The sequence below is a fragment of the Marinobacterium sp. NO-S09 genome (assembly GCF_059179545.1).
Window position 1 is genome coordinate 2,333,342 of record NZ_CP168954.1, and the last position, 23,552, is coordinate 2,356,893.

The 23,552-nt window shown below is 53.2% G+C and carries 20 protein-coding genes; 10 read left to right on the forward strand and 10 right to left on the reverse strand.

Going from position 1 to position 23,552, the window contains the following annotated elements:
- The first annotated feature begins 138 nt into the window (after positions 1 to 138).
- Positions 139 to 1,527, forward strand: coding sequence for a diguanylate cyclase domain-containing protein (locus O3C79_RS10810; RefSeq protein ID WP_494383104.1), 1,389 nt, complete (start codon positions 139 to 141; stop codon positions 1,525 to 1,527).
- Between the two features lie 23 nt (positions 1,528 to 1,550).
- On the opposite strand, the gene O3C79_RS10815 is transcribed toward O3C79_RS10810, so the two are convergent.
- Entirely contained in the window at positions 1,551 to 2,618 is a 1,068-nt protein-coding gene (locus O3C79_RS10815; RefSeq protein ID WP_494383105.1) for a 3-deoxy-7-phosphoheptulonate synthase, read from the reverse strand.
- Positions 2,619 to 2,837: 219 nt separating this feature from the next.
- Between O3C79_RS10815 and dsbD the strand changes: the two genes are divergently transcribed.
- Together dsbD and O3C79_RS10825 are read left to right on the forward strand one after the other, a co-directional pair.
- Positions 2,838 to 4,685, forward strand: coding sequence for a protein-disulfide reductase DsbD (dsbD, locus tag O3C79_RS10820; RefSeq protein WP_494383106.1), 1,848 nt, complete (start codon positions 2,838 to 2,840; stop codon positions 4,683 to 4,685).
- 17 nt (positions 4,686 to 4,702) lie between these two features.
- Positions 4,703 to 5,020 (forward strand): hypothetical protein, encoded by a 318-nt coding sequence (locus O3C79_RS10825; protein WP_494383107.1) that lies wholly within the window; start codon positions 4,703 to 4,705, stop codon positions 5,018 to 5,020.
- A gap of 38 nt (positions 5,021 to 5,058) precedes the next feature.
- Here the strand turns inward: O3C79_RS10825 and O3C79_RS10830 are convergent, their stop codons facing one another.
- From O3C79_RS10830 to O3C79_RS10850, 5 genes are all read right to left on the reverse strand, one after another.
- Positions 5,059 to 7,008: an acetoacetate--CoA ligase gene (locus tag O3C79_RS10830; RefSeq protein WP_494383108.1), complete on the reverse strand. Its 1,950-nt coding sequence runs from the start codon at positions 7,006 to 7,008 to the stop codon at positions 5,059 to 5,061.
- A gap of 148 nt (positions 7,009 to 7,156) precedes the next feature.
- On the reverse strand, positions 7,157 to 7,702 hold the full coding sequence (locus O3C79_RS10835) for a hydrolase (protein WP_076462480.1): 546 nt from the start codon (positions 7,700 to 7,702) through the stop codon (positions 7,157 to 7,159).
- A 178-nt stretch (positions 7,703 to 7,880) separates the two neighbouring features.
- A complete protein-coding gene (locus O3C79_RS10840) occupies positions 7,881 to 9,065 on the reverse strand; it encodes an alpha-hydroxy acid oxidase (protein WP_494383109.1) in 1,185 nt (394 codons plus the stop codon).
- 18 nt (positions 9,066 to 9,083) lie between these two features.
- The gene (locus O3C79_RS10845; RefSeq protein ID WP_494383110.1) at positions 9,084 to 9,812 is read right to left on the reverse strand and encodes a FadR/GntR family transcriptional regulator; all 729 of its coding nucleotides are present in this window, start codon (positions 9,810 to 9,812) and stop codon (positions 9,084 to 9,086) included.
- Between the two features lie 230 nt (positions 9,813 to 10,042).
- Positions 10,043 to 11,353: an Nramp family divalent metal transporter gene (locus O3C79_RS10850; protein WP_494383111.1), complete on the reverse strand. Its 1,311-nt coding sequence runs from the start codon at positions 11,351 to 11,353 to the stop codon at positions 10,043 to 10,045.
- A gap of 614 nt (positions 11,354 to 11,967) precedes the next feature.
- Here O3C79_RS10850 and paaY point away from each other — a divergent pair.
- On the forward strand, positions 11,968 to 12,588 hold the full coding sequence (gene paaY / locus O3C79_RS10855; protein WP_494383112.1) for a phenylacetic acid degradation protein PaaY: 621 nt from the start codon (positions 11,968 to 11,970) through the stop codon (positions 12,586 to 12,588).
- Between the two features lie 54 nt (positions 12,589 to 12,642).
- On the opposite strand, the gene O3C79_RS10860 is transcribed toward paaY, so the two are convergent.
- From O3C79_RS10860 to efpL, 3 genes are all read right to left on the reverse strand, one after another.
- Positions 12,643 to 13,203, reverse strand: coding sequence for a DUF2889 domain-containing protein (locus O3C79_RS10860; protein ID WP_494383113.1), 561 nt, complete (start codon positions 13,201 to 13,203; stop codon positions 12,643 to 12,645).
- Positions 13,204 to 13,229: 26 nt separating this feature from the next.
- Complete coding sequence (gene paaX, locus O3C79_RS10865; protein ID WP_010323975.1) at positions 13,230 to 14,150, reverse strand: phenylacetic acid degradation operon negative regulatory protein PaaX; 921 nt, start codon at positions 14,148 to 14,150, stop codon at positions 13,230 to 13,232.
- Positions 14,151 to 14,229: 79 nt separating this feature from the next.
- On the reverse strand, positions 14,230 to 14,796 hold the full coding sequence (gene efpL, locus O3C79_RS10870) for an elongation factor P-like protein EfpL (RefSeq protein WP_029511199.1): 567 nt from the start codon (positions 14,794 to 14,796) through the stop codon (positions 14,230 to 14,232).
- A 152-nt stretch (positions 14,797 to 14,948) separates the two neighbouring features.
- On the opposite strand from efpL, the gene O3C79_RS10875 reads away from it, so the two are divergent.
- Positions 14,949 to 15,314 carry a DOPA 4,5-dioxygenase family protein gene (locus O3C79_RS10875; protein WP_010323977.1) on the forward strand — a complete coding sequence of 122 codons (366 nt, stop codon included), beginning with the start codon at positions 14,949 to 14,951 and terminating at the stop codon, positions 15,312 to 15,314.
- Here the strand turns inward: O3C79_RS10875 and ppsR are convergent, their stop codons facing one another.
- Positions 15,315 to 16,133, reverse strand: coding sequence for a posphoenolpyruvate synthetase regulatory kinase/phosphorylase PpsR (ppsR, locus tag O3C79_RS10880; RefSeq protein ID WP_010323978.1), 819 nt, complete (start codon positions 16,131 to 16,133; stop codon positions 15,315 to 15,317). It lies immediately after the preceding gene.
- A 206-nt stretch (positions 16,134 to 16,339) separates the two neighbouring features.
- Here ppsR and ppsA point away from each other — a divergent pair, with 206 nt between their 5' ends.
- The 5 genes from ppsA (at position 16,340) to O3C79_RS10905 (ending at position 23,501) form a co-directional block, all read left to right on the forward strand.
- The gene (gene ppsA, locus O3C79_RS10885) at positions 16,340 to 18,709 is read left to right on the forward strand and encodes a phosphoenolpyruvate synthase (protein ID WP_494383114.1); all 2,370 of its coding nucleotides are present in this window, start codon (positions 16,340 to 16,342) and stop codon (positions 18,707 to 18,709) included.
- Positions 18,710 to 18,979: 270 nt separating this feature from the next.
- A complete protein-coding gene (locus O3C79_RS10890) occupies positions 18,980 to 21,853 on the forward strand; it encodes a PAS domain S-box protein (RefSeq protein ID WP_494383115.1) in 2,874 nt (957 codons plus the stop codon).
- Positions 21,854 to 21,891: 38 nt separating this feature from the next.
- Positions 21,892 to 22,401: an EAL domain-containing protein gene (locus O3C79_RS10895; protein WP_494383116.1), complete on the forward strand. Its 510-nt coding sequence runs from the start codon at positions 21,892 to 21,894 to the stop codon at positions 22,399 to 22,401.
- Between the two features lie 141 nt (positions 22,402 to 22,542).
- Positions 22,543 to 23,319, forward strand: coding sequence for a hypothetical protein (locus O3C79_RS10900; protein ID WP_494383117.1), 777 nt, complete (start codon positions 22,543 to 22,545; stop codon positions 23,317 to 23,319).
- Positions 23,319 to 23,501 (forward strand): tRNA (uracil-5-)-methyltransferase, encoded by a 183-nt coding sequence (locus O3C79_RS10905; protein WP_494383118.1) that lies wholly within the window; start codon positions 23,319 to 23,321, stop codon positions 23,499 to 23,501. Before O3C79_RS10900 ends, O3C79_RS10905 begins: the two co-directional genes overlap by 1 nt.
- Positions 23,502 to 23,552 lie beyond the last annotated feature (51 nt).

Here is a 23,552-nt window from a genome sequence, read left to right on the forward strand (position 1 = left end):
GCTTTGCAGCGTTACTGGAGCAGGCCCGGCAGATGCCGGGCCTGCTACTTTATGCCATAAGTGTTTATTTTTACGGACAGCAAAGGACCGAATAGCGTAAACTTAACCGGAAATGTACCGATTGAGTGATGATACCCAATGGTCCGTAAGCTAATCCGCACTGGCCCGTCCCCGGCCGTCGCTTACACACTGATCGCGGCACTCACACTTTGCCTGTTGTTACTCGGCGGTTATGTTGTCCGACAAGCAGAGCAGCGCGTCACACAGATACAGCAGGTTGAAGCCGTAGGAATGCTGTCGCAGAAACGTGCCGAGCTGGAAAGTCGAATCAATTCAGTCCTTTATCTCTCATCCACGCTCAGTACTTACATCGCGGTCAATCCTCAAAAGGATATGCAGCGTTGGTACAACCTTTCCAAAGAGATCGTCAAGGAAGCACCTTTGGTGCGCAATATAGGCCTGGCGCCTGATAACGTGATGCGATTTGTATTCCCGCTGTCGGGTAATGAGAAGGCGTTGGGCCTGGATTATCGCAAGGTGCCTGCACAATGGCCTGCTGTTGAAAGAGCCATGAAAACCGGAAAAATGACGTTGGCCGGGCCTGTCAACCTGGTGCAGGGTGGTCGTGGTCTAATAGGCCGAACACCAATTTTCACCCTTGATGGCGCAGAGTCAAGATATTGGGGGCTGTCTTCCGTTGTCATTGATTACGATGGTTTGCTGGAGGGTGTGGGTCTTTCCGAGCAGGTCGGTGAGTTTACCATTGCCATACGTGGCAAGGATGGTGCGGGGGAGCAGGGGGAGCTCTTCTTTGGTCGTGAAGATACCTTTGCAAACGCGCTTGCCAAGTTGGAGATCTATTTCCCGAATGGCTCTTGGGTGATAGCAGCATCGCAGGCAACCGATACCCGTATCGCGCTGGTTTGGCTTAGAGTTCTGTCTTGGGCGTTGCCGCTGTTTCTGTGCCTTGCCTTGATCATCATGTATCAGCTTTATCGCTTTGCGCTGACACAGTCGCTCACTGACTCGCTGACTGGCTGTGATAATCGCCGCTCTCTGATGCATAAAATGGAGCAGCTGGCTGCCCTGCATCCCCGCACCGGTCAGGGATTTGCATTACTGTTCATCGACTTGAACCATTTCAAGGAAGTGAATGATACGCACGGTCACCATGTGGGTGATGAGCTGCTGAGGCAAGCGGCTAAAAGGCTACTGGTGCAGGTGCGTCAGTCAGACTCGTTGGCGCGCAACGGGGGAGATGAATTTATTCTTCTGTTACCCTCTATGGGCGTAGATGGTGCAGGCAAGCTGGCTGGGAAGTTCGAGGCTTTGATGGCAGAGCCATTCAAGATTGATGATATCGAAATCACTATTTCTGCCAGTGTGGGCTATGCCATTTTCCCTACTGAAGTTAAGACCGCAGATGAATTGATGAATCTTGCAGACGCCCGCATGTATGAGCGAAAGCGAGAAAAAAAGGCGCTGGAAGCTGCAGGTGAAAAAGAAGAGGAAATAGCGGAGTCCTGAAGCTCAGGACTCCGCAGCCGGTATTAGCGGCTGGCGAGCGGTGATTTCAGGCGCTCAGCCATTTCACGCAGGCAGGTTTCGGTTGCATCCCAATCGATGCAGGCATCGGTAACCGATACACCGTATTTCAGCTGTGACAGATCATCCGGAATGGACTGATTGCCCCACTCAAGGTTGCTTTCGATCATCAGACCGACAATGGATTTGTTGCCTTCCAGAATCTGGTTGGAAACGTTCTCGGCGACCAGAGGCTGAAGAGCAGGGTCCTTGTTGGAGTTTGCATGGCTGCAGTCAACCATGATGTTGCTCTGCTGTCCGGCTTTTTCCAGTGCCTGTTCGCATAGTTTAACGCTGACAGAGTCATAGTTGGGCTTGCCATTACCTCCACGCAGAACGACATGGCCGTATGCGTTACCACGGGTGCGGACCATGGATACTTCGCCATTACCGTTGATACCCAGGAAGTTGTGCGGGTGGCTAACGGACTTCATCGCATTAACGGCAACGTCCAGGCCGCCGTCGGTACCGTTCTTGAAACCGACCGCACAAGACAGGCCGGAGGACATTTCACGGTGGGTCTGGGATTCAGTGGTACGTGCGCCGATAGCAGACCAGCTGATCAGATCCTGCATGTACTGCGGTGAAATCGGATCCAGTGCCTCAGTAGCCAGCGGCAGACCCATTTCTGACAGGTCAATCAGCAGCTTGCGGGAAATATGCAGGCCCTCTTCGATGTCGAAGGAATCGTTCAGGTGTGGGTCATTGATCAGACCTTTCCAGCCCACGGTTGTACGGGGCTTTTCAAAATAGACACGCATAACCAGATACAGACTGTCCTTAACCTCGTCCGCCAGGGCCTTGAGCTTGCGGCCATATTCCAGAGCGGCTTCCGGGTCATGGATGGAGCAGGGGCCGACAACAACAAACAGGCGCTTGTCCTTGCGGTCCAGAATGTCCTTGATTACCTGACGGCCTTCCATCACGGTTGCGGCGGCCGCTTCCGTAATGGGCATTTTGGCCTTGAGTTCTTCCGGGGTAACCAGGCGAACATTGGATTCGATATTAAGATCTTCTACACGTGTATCGGTCATCGTATTGTCCTGACAGCGGCTTGGTAGCTGAGACCGGCTTCTTGTGAGCCGATTAATTCTGTTTTACCACATCAATGCTTTGGTTATAAGTGCCTGTTGGTGTTAGTACCGGGCGGTTTCAGGGCAATGGAGGTGGTAAACTTATTCAAAGCCGGCAGAACGATTTACCCGCTGTCGGGTCACAGAGTGAGTGTTAGTGTCAGGATAAGGAAAACCAGCTTGTTTACGCGCCTGTTTTTGATGCCTTTAATATTGCTTTTAAGCCTGTTGTCAGGGCCTGCTGCGGCAAGCCTGTTTGGCTCAGGTGCGAGCAGTGATGGTCCCTTGGACGTTGAAGACGCTTTTCGCTTGCGTGTTGAGGTGCCAGCGGAGGGTATTACTCGTCTGGTATGGGACGTTCAGCCGGATTATTACCTCTACCGTGAGCGTATAGAGGTGACTCCGCCCGATGGCATTGAGCTGGTAGAACGCCGTGATATTTCCGGTGATATGAAGGACGATCCGCTTTTCGGTCGAGTAGAGGTTTACCATAACGAGGCACAGGTTGATTTGCTGCTCGGGCGTGCAGAGGGGGCCAGTGAGCAAGCACAACTGCAGGTAACCTATCAGGGCTGCTGGGAAGGGGGTGTCTGTTACCCGCCTGTCACCAAAAACGTTGATGTGGATGATCTGCCACTTGCGGCGGGTTTGAGTTGGCCCGAACAGGCAGGAGACACTCAAGCGAATAATCCGGCTGAGGCAAGCAATCCTGTGCTGCCGGCAAGTGAGCAGGATCGTTATGCCAGTCTGCTGGCCAGTGATAACTGGACGCTGATGCTGGGGGCCTTCTTCCTGGCAGGCCTGGCCCTTTCACTAACGCCCTGTGTGCTGCCCATGATTCCTATCCTGTCCAGCCTGATTGCAGGGCAGGGGCATAAAGCCAGTACCCTGCATGGCTTCCTGCTTTCGCTTGTCTATGTATTGGCAATGGCCCTGACTTATACGGTGGCCGGTGTCTTGGCTGGTCTGTTTGGTGCCAACCTTCAGGCGACGCTGCAGAACCCTTGGGTCATCGGTACTTTCAGTGGCTTGTTTGTGCTTCTGGCGTTCGCCATGTTCGGATTTTATGACCTGCAACTGCCCAGCGGGCTGCAGACACGTTTGAGCAAGCTGAGTCATAACCAGAAAGGTGGCACCCTGGCCGGTGTTGCCATCATGGGTGTATTGTCCGCATTGATTGTGGGGCCGTGTATGGCAGCGCCTTTGGCGGGGGCGCTGATCTATATTGGTCAAAGTGGAGATCCAGTGCTGGGTGGTGCTGCGCTATTTTCCCTGTCCATGGGGATGGGTGTTCCGCTGCTGCTGGTGGGCGCTTCGGCAGGCAAGTTGCTGCCGCGTGCCGGTGCATGGATGGAAGGCGTAAAAGCCGGTTTTGGTGTGGTATTACTTCTGATGGCGGTGTGGATGCTCGATCGTATTCTGGCGACCGAAATCACCATGCTCTTGCTGGCGCTAATCCTGATCATCAGTGCGGTATACCTCAAGGCGCTGGATCGCTTGCAGCATGAGAACAGCGGTTGGCACCGTTTCTGGAAAGGTGTTGGTGTCATCATGTTGCTCTACGGAGGTGCATTACTGGTTGGTGTTCTCTCTGGCGGCAAGAGCCTTCTCTATCCCTTGCAGGGTGTGATGGGGGTACAGGCGCAAAGTGTTGAAAGCCAGAAATTGCCTTTCGAGATGGTCAGCACTCAAGCCGACCTGGACCGTCTGCTGGCACAGGCAAAAGCCAACAGTCAGCCGGTCATGCTCGATTTTTATGCCGACTGGTGCATCAGTTGCATTGAATTGGACTATGTTACCTTCAGTGATACAGGGGTACAGCAGTCACTGGCACCGTTCAAATTGATTAAGCTGGACGTAACGTCCAACGATGCTGAAGCGAAAGCGCTGTACAAACGCTTTTCCATAATTGGACCGCCCGCGCTGATTTTTTATGACGCAGATGGTGAAATCAGGCCTGAGCTAACGCTGATCGGGGTGATTGATCCGGACGACTTCATTGCTCAGGTGGGTTACGTTCAACAGTAACGCTCTGAGGCAGGTGTATGAAAATAAGCAGATGGGTTGGTGTGCTGGCGCTGTCAGCAACCTCGGCATTGGCCGCGGACCCGGATATGGGTCAGCAGTTGTATCAGGATGTGGCCATTGAGCGCACGATCAAGGGCCAGCACTATACCGATGCCAACTGTGAAACCTGTCATCAGGCATCCTTTTACCAGCGTAATGACCGTAAGGTCAGCAGTATTGCCGCATTGGAAGCCTACGTGGAAGGCTGTAATACCAACCTTGATGTTGGTTGGTTTCCGGATGAGGTGGCAGATGTTGCTGCCTGGTTAAACCAGGAATACTACCGTTTTGAGTGAATAAGAGCCCCGTTTTGGGGCTCTTGTGTTTCTGCACTTCAGCTTTGCAGCTCAGGAAGATTTCGGAACAGTTCCAGCGCCTCAGGGTTTGCCAGCGCGTCCTTGTTCTTCACATCTTCACCCAGCACGACCTTACGCACGGCCAGTTCGACGATTTTGCCACTGATGGTGCGGGGAATATCCGTTACCTGAATCACCTTGGCGGGCACGTGCCGTGGTGTGGTGTTGGCTCTGATCGTGCTGCGAATACGATCAATCAGTGCCTCGTCCAGTTCGACCCCGTCGCGCAGGCGGACGAACAGTACAACGCGCACGTCGTTATTCCAGGGCTGGCCGATACAGAGGCTTTCCAGTACCTCTTCAACCTTCTCGACCTGGCGGTAGATCTCGGCGGTACCGATGCGTACACCACCGGGGTTGAGCACGGCATCGGAACGGCCATGGATAATGAGGCCATCCTGAGCCGTGATTTCGCCATAATCACCATGCGCCCAGATATTATCGAACTGGTCGAAATAGGCATCGTGGTATTTTTGCCCATCCGGGTCATTCCAAAAGCCAATCGGCATGGAGGGGAAGGGATGGGTACATACCAGTTCGCCTTTCTCGCCGATAACGGGTTCACCTGCATCGTTGTAGATTTCTACCGCCATACCCAGGCCGCGGCACTGGAGTTCGCCGGCATAGACCGGGCGGATCGGGCAGCCAAGGGCAAAGCAGGAGATAATATCGGTACCGCCGGAGATCGAAGACAGCTGCAGATCCGCCTTGATGTCTCGGTAGACATAGTCAAAGCTCTCATGAGCCAGCGGCGAGCCGGTCGACAGCACTGCTTTGAGTGCAGATAGATCATGGCTTTCACGGGGTTTGACACCGGCTTTCTCCAGTGCGGCAATGTATTTGGCACTGGTACCGAAAATGCTGATCTTTTCCTGTTCGGCAACATCCCACAGGTATTCGGGTTCTGGCGCAAAGGGGGAGCCGTCAAACAGCACCAGGGTACAGCCAGTGGCCAGGCCGCTGACCAGCCAGTTCCACATCATCCAGCCGCAGGTGGTGTAATAGAACAGGCGGTCATCGCGACCCACATCCGTATGCAGGATATGTTCTTTCAGGTGCTGCAGTAGAGTGCCGCCGGCACTGTGAACGATGCACTTGGGCACGCCGGTAGTGCCGGATGAATACATGATGTAGAGCGGGTGATCAAACGGCAGCTGTTCGAATTCGATCTCGGTGGCGTCGGTATCGATATAATCATTCAGCAAGACAGCACGATCAATGGCGCTGATATCCGGTTGTACGCTGATGAAGGGTACCACCACGACTTTTTCGATGGAGGGGATCTGCTTAACAATACCTTCAACACGCTCCAGGCTGTTCAAAACCTTACCGTTATAGCGGTAGCCATCGGTCGTGAGCAGCACCTTAGGTTCAACCTGACCAAAACGGTCCAGCACACCATTAATGCCGAAGTCAGGTGAGCAGGAACTCCAGACTGCGCCAATTGAAGCGGTGGCAAGCATGCCGATAAGTGTTTCCGCAATATTGGGCATGAAGCCGGAAACACGGTCACCGGCAACAACGCCCTGGCGGCGCAATGCGCTGGCGAGCTGGGCAACACGCTGGTGCAGCTCGTCATGGCTCAGTTCGACGCGGGTATCGTCTTCACCACGAAAGATGACAGCAGGTTTATCGTCACGGTAGCGCAGCAGGTTTTCAGCAAAGTTCAGGCGAGCTTCAGGGTACCAGCGCGCACCAGGCATGCGATCCGGATATTCCAGAACGCGGTCGCCTTTGTGGCTGGCAATAACGCCGGCATACTGCCAGAGTGCATCCCAGAACATCTGGTTGCTGCTCAGACTCCAGTCATACAGGCTTTTATAATCGTTCAGTTCCAGTCCGTGCTGCTGGTTCAGCTGCTGCATGAAATCCATGATTCGAGTTTCATTGCAGCGTGCCTGGCTGGGTGTCCAGAGTGGTGCCGTCATCGACCTCTCCTGTCTGTCGTTCTTATTCGTGAGAATAGTGGCGTTAGATAGCAAAACGCTTGTCTATCGATGAAAGTTTACGTTTACGTAAACTTTCATCGATATGGAGAGGGGAGTCAAGAGGACCTAGGGAAAATACTGATATTTGCTAGCGCAGGTAGGATTTGCTGATGTCCCGGAAGGTATCAGTGCCAGCGCGGCGTAACCACTCAAATGCGACCATTTCACGGGTAACGACATGGATACCACAGTGACGGAAACGTTCCAGTGCGGCCGCACGGTCGGCAGGCTTGCGAGAAGAGACACAGTCCTCGACAACATATACTTCGCGTGCCTGCTGTTTCAACTCAATGGCGGTTTGCAGTACACATACATGGGTTTCCATGCCGACCAGAATAACCTGATTATGTTTGCCGCTATTGATGACGCGGTTGGGTTCGGCATCCGACATGGCTGAAAAATGGATCTTTTCGAGGATATTTTCCTCGGCAATCAGCTGACGCAGTTGCGGCAGGGTATAGCCCAGGCCTTGAGGGTATTGCTCGGTCGCCAGGACAGGTACTTCAAGGCGGTTGGCAATTTCAATCAGCCAGCGGCAGTTGTCGATGACTTCATCGGCCTGGTGGATCACGGGCGCCATCTTTTCCTGAATATCAATGACGAGCAGGCAGGATTTATCGGGGTGGATCAACATGATTATGTCCTCATCAGGTGCGTGGGGGCAGCTTAGCCCGAACCGGGGCCAGGGTGAATGGTGGCTTGATGAATTGAGCGTTGCAATAAAAACCAGAGGGACGTTTGATGAAGGGGCAGTCGTTGCCGGTACGTGACCGGCGAACGGCTGCCGTTGGCACAGAGCGGTTCTACTCAGCTCAGCGCTGGATAGAGGAGTCCTGGTAACGTTGCGGCAGGTACTTGATCTGCTCGGGGCCGAGATCGGTTATGGAGTTAACCCCCATTAAGGCAAGTGAGCGTTCGATTTCAGTCTTTAACAGGGTTAGAGCGCGCTCAACACCTTGCTGGCCACCTGATGCCAGCCCGTAAAGGTAGGGACGGCCGATTGAGCAGGCATCGGCACCCTGAGCCAAAGCTTTGATGACATGGGTGCCGCGACGAATTCCACCATCCACGATCAACTCCAATTGGTTGCCAATGACATCCCGGATGGATGCTATACAGTCAACGGGGGCCGGGGCGCTTTCCAGCTGGCGGCCGCCATGGTTTGACACCATCAGTGCAGTAGCTCCGATCTCGACAGCGCGCTGGGCATCTGCCGGCGATTGAATACCCTTGATAACAAAGGGGCCGTCCCACTGCTCGGCGAGCCAGGCGGCATCTTCCCAGGTAACGGTCCGGTCGAACTGGCTGTTCACATAATCAATCAGTGCCATGGCTCCCTTGTCCAGTGCATCGACACGGTGGACCACATTAGCAAGACGGAAGTCGGAATCACGTGTGAGGTTGTACAGCCACTCGAAGCTGGTGCCATAGCTGAAAAAATTACGCGGCGTGATCTTTGGTGGCATGGTCATGCCGTTATACAAATCGCGTTCCCGGTTGCCTGCAAGCGGCGTATCAACCGTCAGGCAAAGGGCCTGGTATCCGCTGGTTTTGCAGCGTTGCACGAACTCACGGGTGAGCTGTCGATCCTTGAGTATGTAGATCTGGAACATCTTGGGCCCGGCTGTCGCAGCGGCGATATCTTCCAAGCTGGTGGTGGCCATGGTTGACAGGCTGTAGAAAGTACCGAAGTTGTCAGCTGCGCGGCAGGCACCCAGTTCCTTGTCATGGTGAAAGAGCCGTGACATGCCGGTGGGCGACAGGAAAAAGGGCAGCTCCAGCTCAGTGCCCAAAATCCGAGTCTTCAGGTCGATATTATCGACATTGCGTAAATAGTTGGGCATCAGTTCGTAATCATCGAACGCCTCAGTGTTGCGCCGCATGCTCCACTCATCGTCAGCACCGCCGTCAATGTAATGAAACATGGGGGCTGGCAGTTTGCGTTTGGCACGTTTGCGAAGGTCGGCAATATTGTGGCACTGCGACAGTTTGGGCATGGCAATTTCCTTATTGTTTTACGGCGAAGTTTGCGTGTTGAGGCTTTCGGCTACGGCATCGATATGGGCTCTGGCGGCACGGCGGGCAGCAGCTGGCTGACGCTGGGCAATGGCACGGTAGATACGGCGATGCTGAGTTCGTAGCTGGCTTTTGATTGAAGCCTTGAAATAGAGCTGATCAGATGTATTGAACACAAAGCTCATCATCAGATCGCGAATACTGTTAAGCGCCAGTAGCAGAATAGGATTGTGGGCGGCTGCGTAGACTGCATGATGAAAGCGCATGTCACGCTCGGCATGGGCAGAGGCGCTGTCTTTTTCCGGCTGTTCCTTGACCAGTGCATGATAGACAGTCGTGAGTTCACGCAGGTCCTCTTCGGTCGCGCGCTGAGCTGCCAGGTACGCTGCTTCGCCTTCGAGCAAACGGCGCACTTCCAGGAGGGATTCAAGTGTTTGCGGATGGTTTTGAAGAAGCTGGTGCAGGGGTGAACCTGGATCCATCGGCTGTACTTGTGGCTGCATTTCACGAAAATTACAGACGTAATGGCCACTGCCGCGACGCGACTCTATGACCCCTCGAGTGCGAAGTGTCTTCAGCGCCTCTCGCAAGGTATTGCGTGAAACATGCAGCTTTTCCACCAGATGTCGCTCGGATGGCAGGCGGCCGCCTGCCTTGAGTCGGCCATCCAGAATCATGGCCTCTATCTGGCGTGCAACTAGCTCTGGCAGTGACTGGGAGGCGGTCATGGTGGCGAATGTATCCGGGTTAATGTTGAGGAGCGAATCTAGCCATAGTTGTATCTTTGTGCAATCCAGAAACCGGGTAAGCCCTGATTTATTCTTGTAACTAATTGAATAACTTAATTTAAATCTGAAGTTGGGCAGAAGAATTATGCTGGAAACTGGTGGGGCCAATTTTGGGGTTTGATCGTGTAGCCCAGTGATCATGGTGATGACCGGGCTGTGTATGGCCTCAATCAGGACACCCAGAACCTCAGATAGAGATAAGAGCAGGCAAAACCGATCATGACGGCAATGGAAAAGCGACTATAAAGTGTCATCAGATTGCCGGGACGACAGGCAGCAGGCACGAAGTCTGATCGGATCGCCCGGTGGTTCAGGTAGGCGATCAACGGGGCGGTGATAAAAGCAATGGTAGCCGCCATATCGATCAGGCTTGTCAGTGATGTCATAAAGAACTGATAGGTCAGCGCCGCGCCTGCGGCCATCACCACCAGAGTGCCGATATAGAAAGGATCAGACTCGGTAAGCTTGTGATCGTCCTGGTCTTCCGGGATGTCCAGCCAGCGCCTGTGCAGTGAGGATAGCGCGCGCGGGAAGGCATCCATAATTGCCAACAGGCTTGAATAGATGATCGCCAGAGCGGCAATACCGATCACGGGCCCTGCACTGCTGCCGAATACGGCTTGATAAAGACTGATAAGCTGAGCCGAGAATGCCGCTGAACCGGATTGCAGTTCTATACCCTTGTCATGCATCAAGCCCGCGCCCAGCAGCATGAAGCACACCGCCAACAGCAGTGTGCCGCCAAAGCTCAGGTTAAAGTCAAAACGACTCTGGGCAAGGGTCGGAGGATGTTCGCTGTTTTCTGCCTTGGCTTTGGCCCAGAGTGATTGCCATACGGACGCATCCAGAGGAACGGGCATCCAGCCGATAAGTGCGGCGACAAACATCAGGCCGACAACATCAAGTTCAGTCGGTAGCCATTGCACCCCTTCACTCCAGGATATCTCCGGTATCACGGTCGCAGTGGCAAAGAGGGTGCACGCCATCATAACCACGACCAATACCTTGGTAACGCGCTCCAGGGTGTTGTAGTGGCCGATCACGAGAATCGCTGATGTGACAGCAATCAGGCCCAGCGCCATCCAGTGTGTCGGGAGTGTGAGGGCGAATACGACCTTGATCAACCCCGCTGACATCAATGCCAATGCTGATACTGCGAACAGCAGGGAACTCAGCGTAACAAAGAAATACACGCACAATACCCAGCGACCCTGGCGGCGGTAGGCTTCAAGCAGCGTTACGCCTGTTGCAGGCAGGTAGTCACTGGCAAAACGAAAAGCGGGATATTTGACGGCATTGGCGACAATGACAATCAGCAGTAGTGCAAGGCCGTAGAGTGCCCCGGCTCGGGTCGACTGCACCAGATGAGAGGTACCCACACTGGTGGCCGCAAACAGCAGACCAGGTCCAAGAACGCTGAGATTGTTTAGCCAGGAGGGTTTAGCCGCTGGTGCGAGCGGCAAGGATGGAGTCCGTTTCATACATAGCTGTCTCTTATAGATTCTTATATGCATCCGAGTCCGTTTCAAGCTGTCAGCGGGGCCCAGAGTTACGGGGGCGTACAGCCATGGCTCGATTGCGGCAGCTAAGCTAATTCAGCATCAGAAGTCCGGCAAGTGATCGGAGGTGCTTGAAAATTTTATGTTTTTAACTAATTGATTTGTAATGCTTTAATTTTATTTTGTCTTGTTTTTTTTTGACAATAACTGGTCCAACCACTTTTGTGGCAAGCAGGGTTAGGGTATTGGATAGCAATGAACAGGTATGTAGGAATTCAATGCGATCTGGAACAGGCGTGAAGGCAGTACTTGGGGGCTTTGCTGTTTGAGGGGCATTGGTAAACAGGTATAAAAAAGGCAGGCTCTGACGAGCCTGCCATACAAGGGCAAAGTGTTACTCTGGGCTCGTCCTGGGACGTGCCGGATGGGCGTGCAATTGAAATCATATTTCGACTGCATGTGTTCAGAATAGCATAATCGCCAAAAAGAGATACACTAAACTTAATAAATAAATATATTGTGTATCACATTGACTGGCTTGCACACTCAGGCTGTGTTAGAAAAGATGCATATAAAAACAACTCTGGAGACCCAGCATGAAAGTGTATTCCATCGACGGCATTACCCCGGTGATTGATCCCACCGCCTATGTTCATCCTTCTGCTGTCTTGATTGGTGACGTGATCATTGGTCCGCGCTGCTACGTTGGCCCTGCCGCCTGTCTGCGCGGTGATTTTGGCCGCCTGGTGCTGAAGGAAGGCGCCAATATTCAGGATACCTGTGTCATGCATGGGTTCCCGGGCACCGACACCATTGTGGAAGAGGACGGGCATATCGGCCACGGTGCCGTATTGCACGGATGCGTCGTCAAGCGTAATGCACTGGTGGGTATGAATGCGGTGATTATGGATGGTGCGGTTGTGGGTGAGTCATCCATTGTTGCTGCGATGGCGTTTGTGAAAGCGAAGTTTGAGGTTCCGGACCGCTCACTGGTTGCAGGTTCACCGGCTCGGATTATTCGTGAGCTTGGAGAAGAGGAGATTGCCTGGAAATCCAAGGGAACTCAGCAGTATCAGGACCTGGCGATTCGCAGTCTCAATACCATGCAGGAAGTAGAAGCACTGACCGAAGTGGAGCCGGACCGTAAGCGTTTAAGCTTTGATGATGAAGTAATTCCGCTCTACCAGGCCAAGCAGAAGAGTGGTGGCGACGCCTGAAGTTGGTGAGGTCAGGCCCGGGCTGGATGTTCGTTGTCCGGCTCGGGCCAGCTATCAGTTTTCGTCTTCGTGGAACTGGGGCCAATATTGTTTAACGACCGGCCCTTTGGTATCGAAGGCGTGACAGGTATTCAGCATCGGTGGCGGATTATCACCCTTGGCACCAAAATCTTCCCGCTTTTCGCGCTCATGGTGAGTGGTCTGGTAGGCCGTCGTCGCCAACACGCCCAGCATTTCCAACAGGTGGGTGCAGCCTTGTGTACCACCTAATAGTTCACGCGTCAGTCGGGTAAATCCCGGTGCAATTCGGTGCCCGATCAGTCTGCGGAAATTGTCCGCAACCTGGGGGCAGTAACGGAAAGGCGTGTAATCCATGCAAGCCTCAACATTATGGATGTTGAGATCGTAGTCGATGGTCATGCGCAGTGACATCTTGTGCAGGGGTTCTCCGGCCGGAATCAGGCCGTTGTTACGCTCTGCGACCTCAAGATCAAAGCTTTTTATATCGACCAGTTCGCCTTCAATATCCCAAAGGCCATCACTGCGTTTGTAACCGTTACAGGTTACATGACGGGTATGCAGCAGCTCGCGCTGGACAGGAGTTGAAAGAGGCATGGTGTTCTCTCTTGGGCTTCAGTGGATCAGAGCCCGCCGAAACGCTTGTAGAAGCGAGGCGAAGGTTCTGGCAGGGGGCCATCTGCGGTTTCCTGAGTGTGTGACAGCCATTCATCCGCCTTATTGTAGATCAGGCGGTAGATATTGCGGCACAGCACACGGGCTGAGGTGCCAGCCCAGTCAGCAGGCAGCAGTTTTTCCGGTAATAGCGGGTCCCGCAGCAGCAGGCGTCGATAGTGGTGAATCAGCAGGGTGCGCAGCTGGAAGCACTGTTCGGGCTCCAGCTCGTCGGCCGATTTGATCGCCCGCAGAATCGGGCGGAACCGATCCAGGAACTGCTGATAGTCTTCCGCCAGTTGCTGCAGGTTCCAGCATTCATGGACCAGCTCTTTCAGCGATTCCGATGTCTGGGTCCCGACTAGTTCCGACTTCATGTGGATCACTTCATTCTGCACGCATAATTCTTGCAGAGTATTCGCCAGTTCAAGCTCATCAGCCATCGGGTGGGCCATGATGCTGGGGGCGATATTGCCAAACCCCTGCCACTCAAGCTCTTTCTTTAATACCTTGCGCAGTTCGTTGTCCAGCTGGTTGGCAAGAATCATGTCCCATTTGCCATCCCATTCAGGGTACAGCTTGGCATAGATACGGCGAAAGGCGCTTTCAAAACGGCGGCGACCGGAATCGGTCAGGCTGTAATAGCTGCGTCGACCAATCTGGGTGGACGTTAGCCAGCCATCTTTAGTCAGGCGGAATATTGAGGTGCGCACCAGGCGCTGGTTGAGCCCCAGAGGCTCCAGCAAATTGATCAGGCTGCCAAGCCAGACGGTTCCCCCGCGCGGCGCAATGGCATCACCGTAGATGGTGATGATCAGTGAGCCGCCGCGAATAGGACGTTGCTCCTTGAACTCCTGAACGAGTTCTTCGATACAGCGTATTTTTGTCATTGGTAAATTCTGTAACACATTGGCAGCTCTGTAAGACTAGGATTTTAAAGCCAAACGGTGCGCATTCTCAAGTTGACGCTTAAGCGCGTGATAAAAACTTGCCGGTTTCGGTGTTAATTTTCACCTGTTCACCGGCTTCCAGGTATTCCGGAACCTGCAGTTCCAGACCGGTGGCAAACCTGGCGGGCTTGGTTCGGCCGGTGGCGCTGGCCGCTTTCATTCCGGGGACGGTTTCAATGATTTCCATAACGACGGTGGCAGGCATTTCGATGGTCAGGATCTCGCCGTCGACCAGTAACGCCATAATGTTGTCCATACCGTCCATCAAGTAAGGCAGTTGGGCTTCAATGGCATCCGCATTCAGCATGTACTGGGAGTAGTCCTCAGTGTCCATGAAGGTATAGAGGTCGTCTTCTTTATACAGGTAAGAGACTTTGCGGCGCTCCAGCAGAGCGTCCTTGATCATGTCATCGCCGGTAAAGCTCTCTTCGTACTTGCCACCACCGGGCAGCTTGTTAAAGCGGATACGATAGAGTGTTTTGGCACCGCGGGCGGTTGGGCTGGAAACATCAATTTGCTGGACCAGCATGTAATGCCCATTGATTTCGACCAGGTTACCACGTTTAACATCAGCCGCTTTCGGCATAATGAAGTACTCCATACACAGGTACAGGTTAGAAAAAGGGTATTCTAGGTGAAAACCGGCGGACGGCACAGATTCCACCATGACTGGTTGTGCCGATGCCTCCGGCGAACGTACACTCGGAGGTATCCAATCTACCCAGGTGAGTATGCGTCATGTCCAGACCATCCCCGCGCTTTCCGGTGAACTGCCTGAAGGCTTACCACGCGCATATCTATTTTGATGAGGACACCTTGCCACGCGTCGAGCAGTTATGTGCCCGCTCGGCGGAAGAGTTCGGTTTAAAGGTCGGGCGTATCCACCAAAAAAATGTAGGTCCGCATACTCGCTGGAGCGTACAGGTGCTGTTTGGTACCCGTGACTTTGATTCGTTTATCCCCTGGCTGGATGAACAGCGGGGTGACCTGAGTGTGCTTGTTCACGGCCTGACCGGTGATGACTATAAGGATCATACCGATCATGCCTACTGGCTGGGTCCGGCCGTTGAACTGGATCTGTCGATGTTTACGCCGGTTGAATGATCAGCTGATACGGCGCTTAAGGCCCGTTTCATTGATGATGCGGGTCGCAATTTCTTCAATGGAGAAATTGGTAGTATTGATGCAATCCACATTTTCCTTGGTAAACAGGCGCTCGACCGTACGTACCTCGAAATCACACTGGTCCAGTGACGCATAGCGACTGTTGGCGCGGCGTTCATGACGAATAGCGGCCAGCTGGAAGGGGTCAATGGTCAGACCGTACAGCTTGTGGCGGTGCTGCTGCAAAATTTCCGGCAAGCGGTTGGCCTCCATGTCTTCCTCTGTGAGCGGGTAGTTGGCTGCGCGAATACCGAATTGCAAAGCCATATAGAGACAGGTCGGTGTTTTACCGCAACGGGATACACCTACCAGAATAATGTCGGCCTGATTGTATTGACGGGTACGTGCACCATCATCGTTGTCCAACGCAAAATTGACGGAATCGATACGGTCTTTGTAGCGCTCCATCTCATTGATCGCGTGTGATTTGCCCACGGAATAGGACGAGTGGGTTTCCAGCTCTGATTCCAGCGGCTTCAAGAAAGTTGAAAATACGTCGATTTTGAAGCCGTTACAGCTGGCCAGCAGATCACGTATTTCATCATTGACGATGGTATCGAGTACAATGGGTGGCTTACCGTCTATTTCGCCCTGGCGATTAATGCGATCTACAACCTGTTGCGCTTTTTGGACAGTGTCGACATACGGCAGGGTTATCTTGTCAAATGTAATAGCTTCAAACTGCGAAAGCAGGCTGTTCCCCAGGGTTTCAGCCGTAATGCCTGTGCCATCTGAAATAAAGAAAGCCGTGCGTTTCATACCTACCTCGATTGTCGACAACTTGTGTGTTCTCCTGCCATGGCAGGGGGGCTACTTTAGCAGAAAAAAACCGTCCCGTTCTTGTAGTTAAATTACATTTTGGCCAGGCCAAGATTTTTTGATTTATCTGCAGTATTATCCGGCTCTCAGACTGAATAATAAGAATGATCCTTACGTCAAACGGCTCAGACTCAGGAGAACTGGCTTTGCAGGATTATGTACTGCGCCTTGAACAGGCGGGCATGGGAGATGTCGACAAAGTCGGCGGCAAGAATGCATCTTTGGGTGAAATGATTCACCAGCTTAGTGATGCCGGGGTGCGAGTACCCGGCGGTTTTGCCACCACCGCGCTTGCCTATCGTAACTTTCTGGCGCAAAGCGGTCTTGCTGATCGTATCAACAAGGCGCTGGACGAACTGGATGCGGATGATACCCGTGCATTGATTGAAACCGGTAGCCAGATCCGACAGTGGATCATGGATGCCGAATTCCAGCCCGAGCTGGATCAGGCGATCAACGATGCCTGGGCGGAAATGAGCGAGGGCGATGATATTTCCGTTGCCGTACGTTCATCCGCAACTGCGGAAGATTTGCCCGATGCTTCCTTCGCAGGCCAGCAGGAAACCTTCCTGAACATTCGAGGCCTGGAAAATGTAAAACACGCCATCAAGGAAGTGTTTGCATCCCTCTACAACGACCGCGCCATTTCCTATCGTGTTCACAAGGGCTTTACCCACGCCGAAGTCGCGCTGTCCGCTGGCATCCAGCGTATGGTGCGTTCTGAAACCGGCTCTTCCGGTGTAATGTTCACCATGGATACCGAATCAGGTTTCAACCATGTGGTGTTTATTACCTCCGCTTATGGTCTGGGTGAAACCGTGGTGCAGGGTTCCGTAAACCCGGACGAGTTTTACGTCTATAAGCCGACTCTGGCACAGGGCGCCCCAGCTATTTTGCGCCGTACCCTGGGCTCCAAAGCGATCAAAATGGTGTACACCGAAGACGGCAGCGCCGGCAATGCGGTTGAGACTGTTGATGTCGCCAAGGCTGATCGCAACCAGTTCTCCATCAGTGATGCTGATGTAGAAGAGCTGGCGCGTATCGCTGTGATCATTGAAAAGCATTACGGTCGCCCGATGGATATCGAGTGGGCCAAAGATGGTGATGACGGCTTGCTGTACGTGGTTCAGGCGCGTCCTGAAACCGTTCAGAGCCAGAGCAAGGGTACCGTGATTGAGCGCTACCTGCTGAAAGAGAAGGGCAAGGAACTGGTTGAAGGTCGTTCCATTGGCCATCGTATTGGCTCTGGTCCGGTGCGCGTGGTCAGTGGCCTGGATCAGATGCATGAAGTTCAGCCGGGTGATGTGCTGGTAACCGATATGACTGATCCGGACTGGGAACCGGTCATGAAACGTGCTGCTGCCATTGTGACCAACCGCGGTGGCCGTACCTGTCACGCGGCAATCATTGCCCGTGAATTGGGTATTCCGGCAATTGTCGGCTGCGGCGATGCCACCGAAAAACTGAACGATGGCCAGCTGGTCACCGTATCCTGCGCCGAAGGTGATACGGGTCGCGTCTATGAAGGCGAGCTGGCGTTCGAGCATCAGAGCAACAGTGTTGAATCCATGCCGAGCCTGCCGTTCGAAATCATGATGAATGTGGGCAACCCGGATCGCGCTTTCGATTTCCAGTCTCTGCCCAACGCCGGTGTTGGCCTGGCACGTCTGGAATTCATCATCAACCGCATGATTGGTGTACACCCGAAGGCACTGCTCAATTTTGATGATCAACCGCGTGATACCAAGCAGGTGATCGAGCGCCGTATTGGTGGTTACGCATCCCCGGTCGATTTCTATGTCGACAAGCTGGTGGAAGGTATCTCTACGCTGGCGGCTGCCTTCTATCCGAAGAAGGTGATCGTGCGCATGTCTGACTTCAAGTCAAACGAGTACGGGCACCTGATCGGCGGCGATCGTTACGAGCCGAGCGAAGAGAACCCCATGCTGGGCTTCCGTGGTGCGGCGCGCTACATCTCCGATAACTTCCGTGACTGCTTCGAGCTGGAATGCCGCGCCATCAAGCGCGTGCGTGACGAAATGAAGCTGACCAATGTGGAAGTGATGATGCCGTTCGTCCGTACGCCGGGCGAAGCCAAGCAGGTCGTTGAACTGCTGGCGGATAACGGTCTCAAGCGCGGTGAAAATGGTCTGCGTCTCATCATGATGTGTGAGATTCCGTCCAACGCACTGCTGGCAGACCAGTTCCTGGAGTACTTCGATGGTTTCTCCATCGGTTCCAACGACTTGACGCAGCTGACACTGGGTCTGGACCGGGACTCCGGCATTATTGCCCACTTGTTTGATGAGCGTAACGAAGCTGTGAAACGCCTGCTGGCAATGGCGATCGAAGCCTGCCGCAAGCAGGGCAAATACGTCGGTATCTGTGGTCAGGGCCCGTCTGATCATCCTGATCTGGCGCGCTGGCTGATGGAGCAGGGGATCAACAGCGTTTCCCTGAACCCGGACTCAGTTCTGGATACCTGGTTCTTCCTGGCAAACGAAGAAAAGGCCTGATTTAGAGAACCTTGCGCATGGCCTGGTAACGGGCCATGACTTCCCCTTCTTAAATAAATGTCATCTTCTTCCCTCTTGCCAGATAGGGCTGCAGTTCTTTCGCACCTATGTCTTGCGCGCAATCACTCGACCTAAGACGACTTCTTTAATTGTTCCAAAACAACTAATATAAGAATCAGGTCGGTATGGGGTGCCCCACTCTCTGTGAAAATGGAAGTCATAGTGTGTCCATGCGCCGGCAGGGTCGTATCTTGGGATGCAGGATAGAGCATGACTTCCAGCAACAAACGCAAACCCAAACCCTTGACTGCTGACACTCAAGCTTCAAGCGCAAGCGAGGAGTTGATACGTGGTTTGGAACACTTGGTATTCAACTCGACCGAGGGTGTACTGCAAGGTCTGTTGGATGCCATACCTGATCTTATCTGGCTGAAAGATAATGACGGTGTTTACCTCTTCTGTAATGCCGCTTTTGAACGCTTCTTCGGTGCTTCTCGCCAGCAAATCCTGGGTAAAACCGATTACGATTTTGTAGATACAGACCTGGCCGACTTCTTCCGCAAGCATGACTTGCGTTCCGTGGCGAACGGCAAACCAAGTATCAATGAAGAATGGCTGACTTTTGCCAGTAATGGGTACATAGGCCTGTTCGAAACCATCAAGTCTCCTTTGATAGATGCGAATGGGCAGCGTCTTGGGGTCCTGGGGGTCGCTCGTGATATCTCCAAATTGAATACTGCCAAAGAGTCGCTACGAGAGCGGCAAACCATGCTGGAGACCATCGTAAATCTGGCCGGCAATGCCATTGTCCTGGTCGACCCTGAAACCGGTGGCATGCTTGAATTTAACAAGGTTGCCTTTCAGAACCTTGGTTACACCCGAGACGAATTTTCTGATCTGACCATATTCGACCTTGATGAATTGACTGAGATTCAGGTACGCAAAAAGTTTGATCTCATCCTTGAGGCAGGTAAGTTGAGCTTTGAAACTCGGCATCGGCATCGGCATCGGCATCGGCATCGTCAAGGGCATTACCTTAACGTTGTAGTCAGTGCCAGTGTTGTCGAGCTTCAGGGCCGAGCCTATATCGAGTCTTCCTGGACAGATATCAGCGAAATCAGGCAAGCAGAACAGTCGCTCCGTATTCGAGAATGTGAGCTTGCCAGGGCTCAGCAGGTTGCCAGAATTGGCAGCTGGTCTCTGAATGCGGTAACTGGCGAGTTGAGGTGGTCAGATGAAACCTACCGGATCTTCGGGATTCCAGTCGGGCAGCCTATCGACTATGCCGGTTTTATTGAGCGTGTCCATCCAGAGGATGTCGCTGAGGTGGGTGATGCCTGGTCAAATGCGATGCGGGGGGCACCTTATGATATCCGCCATCGCATTATCGTTGATGGTGAAACCCGATGGGTTCATGAGCAGGCGGAACTGGAGACCGAGCACGAAGGGCAACTGTTCAAGGGAGTGGGCACGGTACAGGATATAACGGAGTCCTGGCGTGACCATCTGCTGCAAGAAACCAGTAACACTACTCTGCATAGCCTGGCTCAAGGGCACTCACTGTCAGCGGTTTTAACAACACTGGTCAACGGTCTTGAAAGTATCAATCCGGACATGCGTGCCAGTATTCTCCTGCTTGAACCTGGCGGGTCTGGCTTGAGTGTTTCAGCTGCGCCCCGATTAAACCCCGGCTTTGCCCAAGCCCTCGCTTCACTGGGCATGGACAGAGTGCCTTCCATGTTAAAAGCGGCTATCGACAATGGCCAAACATCAGTACTGGATGATATTACCCAGGCTCAGGATTGGGCGGAGCTATCGGGGCTGATCAAGGCGGCGGAGCTCCGTTCATGCTGGTGTCGGCCAGTAATTGCTAAAAATGGGCAGGTGCTGGGTGTGTACGCAGTTTTCTATCAGCGCCCGGGGGTGTCTTTGACCGCTGATCAGGCGCTGGTGGAATCGCTGGCAGGTTTGACTACCCAGGTGATAGAGCAAACGCGGGTGCAGGATGCACTGCACCTTTCTTCCCGCGTAATAGAATACAGTCACAGTGCCATTACGGTTACGGATGCCCAGGGGCACATTATCGCAACCAACCCGGCCTTCACACAGTTGAGTGGCTACACTCAGGAAGAAGTGATCGGGCGTAAACCCGACGTACTGCGTTCGGGGCTTCAATCCGAAACCCTTAACGATTCTTTCTGGAAGGCCCTGGAGGAAGATGGTTATTGGCGGGGTGAAATCTGGAGCCGACGCAAGGATGGCAGCCGCTACCTGCAATGGCTGACGGCCAGTGCCGTGCGTGACGCCAAAGGTACCATTACCCACTTTATCGGCATTTCTGATGACATCACTGAAAACAAGGAAGCGATGGAGCGTATCGACTTCCTGGCCTACCACGACCCCTTGACCGAGTTGCCTAACCGCCAGTTGGCGCGAGACCGTATGGAGCAGGAACTTACCCGTGCCAAACGGGAAGTTGATGCGCGCTTTGCCTTGTTATTTGTAGACCTGGATCAGTTCAAATCGATCAATGATGCTCTTGGTCATACTCAGGGCGATGACCTCATCCGTGCGGCAGCGGAACGGCTTGTGGAAACCGTTCGCGAAACCGATACCGTGAGTCGTCAGGGCGGTGACGAGTTTCTGATCATGCTTACTGGCGACATTGAGATGCATGCGGTGTCGTCCATCTGTACCAAGGTCTTGGCAGCAATGGCGCAGCCGTTCGATTTGGCGGGGCAAAGAGTATCCATCTCGGCTTCCATTGGTGTTGCCATGTACCCAGACGATGGCACCTGCTTTGACAGTTTGATGAAAAAAGCCGACATGGCAATGTACAGTTCCAAAGAAGCCGGGCGTAACGCTTACCGGTTCTTTACCAACAAGATGAATGTGGACGTGATGGATCGCATCATGGTTCGTAATGGTCTGCTCAGGGCATTGGAGCGTCGCGAGTTCGTCTTGCATTATCAGCCACAACTGGACGTAAACAATAGTCAGATCGTTGGTGTAGAAGCTCTGCTCCGTTGGGAAAACCCCGATATTGGCATTGTGCCGCCGGACCGGTTTATTCCCGTGGCAGAAAGCAGTGGTTTGATTGTGGAAATTGGTCGTCGGGTGTTGCAGGAGCCTGTCGTCAGCTGAAAGCCTGGCAAGATGAATTTGGCCTCACTGACTTTGTCATGGCGGTCAATATCTCGGCTCTGCAGTTTACTCGGGGTGACCTCTATGAGGCGGTTTCATCGGCGATTAGCGAGTCAGGGATCGATGCATCCAACCTTGAGCTTGAGCTCACGGAATCCATATTGCTCAAAGAAGCGGACCAGGCACTGGAAGTCGTGAGTCGGTTGCGCAATCTGGGTGTCAAAATGTCTATCGATGACTTCGGCACCGGATATTCGAGCATGGCTTATCTTAAGCGGCTATCGGTTGATAAGCTCAAGATTGATCGGTCGTTTGTAAAAGACATCGACGTGGACAGTGAAGATGCAGCTATTGCTCATGCTGTCATTTCCTTGGGTCATATACTGGGGCTGACGATTATTGCTGAGGGAGTTGAGGATGAAGCGCAACTGGCATTTTTACGCTCGCACGGCTGTGATCAATACCAGGGCTACTATTTTTCTCGCCCACTCCCTGCAGTTGAATGTGCCAGGCTGTTAAGTAAAAACCAGAAGATGACCGGTCAGTAAAACCGGGTCTATGACGTTATGAAAATTTGAATACAAGGAGGTATTCATGGCAATTCCACGACTAGTGCAGCGCTGCAATGGCAGCTGGCACTTCGTTCAGCCAAGTACAGAAGTATCTGTAGTGCTGAGGGATTGCAACTAATGAAGTCTCTCACCCGTGCGCTCATGGTATGGGCTCTGTTGGTTGTCGCGTTCTCTCTGGCGCTTGTAGTCATTGATGGTGGCTCCAGCTCGCACCAATGGCTTAGCCAGCTAATAGCTCGACTAAAAATCAGCGCCATTGTAACCGCCCCTGTTGCCATACTGGTTTGGCTGTTTGGACTCAGAAGTGCCCGGCGAGAAAGGGACAGGCAAAACATACAGACGTTGATTGAGCAGCCGTTTCCTCAAGGGGAGGTGGTGTTTGCTTATCTGGACAATAGCCGGCGTGCAATTGTGGCACTGATTGTGTTGTGTCCGATTATTCTGGTGCTTGGCGTTAAACTCCATGAGTGGTCCCGGCTGGATCAGGTAGAGGTCGCCCTCTGGCTGATGTTAGCCCTTATATTTCTCACCTTGCTGCTAGCCTTTGGGCGAGCACTGGCAAATCTTAGAGTTGCTCTGAGCGGTGGTTTCACTGTGAGGGTTGGGGAGAAAGACGTTCAACTACCGGTATTCAAACACCTGATGTATCACAGGGCATCGGTTCCACTGGCGGGACTCACATTTGTCGGTATTATGGGGAAAAGAACCGGTGTGCGTAGCCTGTGCTTTGGCAGCAGCAAAGACCGTTACGTGCTCGAGGAAAGGTATTCAAATGAGGTGGACTTCATGCGAATGTACCGGCTGATCCGCCAGCGTGCGCTTGAGATCAAAAAGCAGCAAAACAGTACCCATAAATCGGTTACCCAGGGCGGATACGTGAACGGAGAGCGATGATGGCATACACCAAGGTCATAGACTTTGCCAAGGCCGGCGGTAAGCACCGTGAAAAGCGCGAGCATGAGGAAAAGGAAGGGCGTGCCGAAGCCATGCGTGATCGGTTTGCCAGGGCGCTGCCTGATAAACCACGCCCGGTTAAAGATTATTTTAAAAAGAAAAAGGCCAGGAAAAAGCGGTAAGAAGGTGAATAAAGCGCCGCCGGGCACCGCGGACGGAAGATTACTCAGGTA

Coding starts and splice junctions, on each gene's coding strand:
- O3C79_RS10810 (WP_494383104.1), top strand. CDS start 139: ATGGTCCGTAAGCTAATCCGCACTGGCCCGTCCCCGGCCGTCGCTTAC.
- O3C79_RS10815 (WP_494383105.1), bottom strand. CDS start 2,618: ATGACCGATACACGTGTAGAAGATCTTAATATCGAATCCAATGTTCGC.
- O3C79_RS10825 (WP_494383107.1), top strand. CDS start 4,703: ATGAAAATAAGCAGATGGGTTGGTGTGCTGGCGCTGTCAGCAACCTCG.
- O3C79_RS10830 (WP_494383108.1), bottom strand. CDS start 7,008: ATGACGGCACCACTCTGGACACCCAGCCAGGCACGCTGCAATGAAACT.
- O3C79_RS10835 (WP_076462480.1), bottom strand. CDS start 7,702: ATGTTGATCCACCCCGATAAATCCTGCCTGCTCGTCATTGATATTCAG.
- O3C79_RS10840 (WP_494383109.1), bottom strand. CDS start 9,065: ATGCCCAAACTGTCGCAGTGCCACAATATTGCCGACCTTCGCAAACGT.
- O3C79_RS10845 (WP_494383110.1), bottom strand. CDS start 9,812: ATGACCGCCTCCCAGTCACTGCCAGAGCTAGTTGCACGCCAGATAGAG.
- O3C79_RS10850 (WP_494383111.1), bottom strand. CDS start 11,353: ATGAAACGGACTCCATCCTTGCCGCTCGCACCAGCGGCTAAACCCTCC.
- paaY (WP_494383112.1), top strand. CDS start 11,968: ATGAAAGTGTATTCCATCGACGGCATTACCCCGGTGATTGATCCCACC.
- O3C79_RS10860 (WP_494383113.1), bottom strand. CDS start 13,203: ATGCCTCTTTCAACTCCTGTCCAGCGCGAGCTGCTGCATACCCGTCAT.
- paaX (WP_010323975.1), bottom strand. CDS start 14,150: ATGACAAAAATACGCTGTATCGAAGAACTCGTTCAGGAGTTCAAGGAG.
- efpL (WP_029511199.1), bottom strand. CDS start 14,796: ATGCCGAAAGCGGCTGATGTTAAACGTGGTAACCTGGTCGAAATCAAT.
- O3C79_RS10875 (WP_010323977.1), top strand. CDS start 14,949: ATGTCCAGACCATCCCCGCGCTTTCCGGTGAACTGCCTGAAGGCTTAC.
- ppsR (WP_010323978.1), bottom strand. CDS start 16,133: ATGAAACGCACGGCTTTCTTTATTTCAGATGGCACAGGCATTACGGCT.
- O3C79_RS10890 (WP_494383115.1), top strand. CDS start 18,980: ATGACTTCCAGCAACAAACGCAAACCCAAACCCTTGACTGCTGACACT.
- O3C79_RS10895 (WP_494383116.1), top strand. CDS start 21,892: ATGGCGGTCAATATCTCGGCTCTGCAGTTTACTCGGGGTGACCTCTAT.
- O3C79_RS10900 (WP_494383117.1), top strand. CDS start 22,543: ATGAAGTCTCTCACCCGTGCGCTCATGGTATGGGCTCTGTTGGTTGTC.
- O3C79_RS10905 (WP_494383118.1), top strand. CDS start 23,319: ATGGCATACACCAAGGTCATAGACTTTGCCAAGGCCGGCGGTAAGCAC.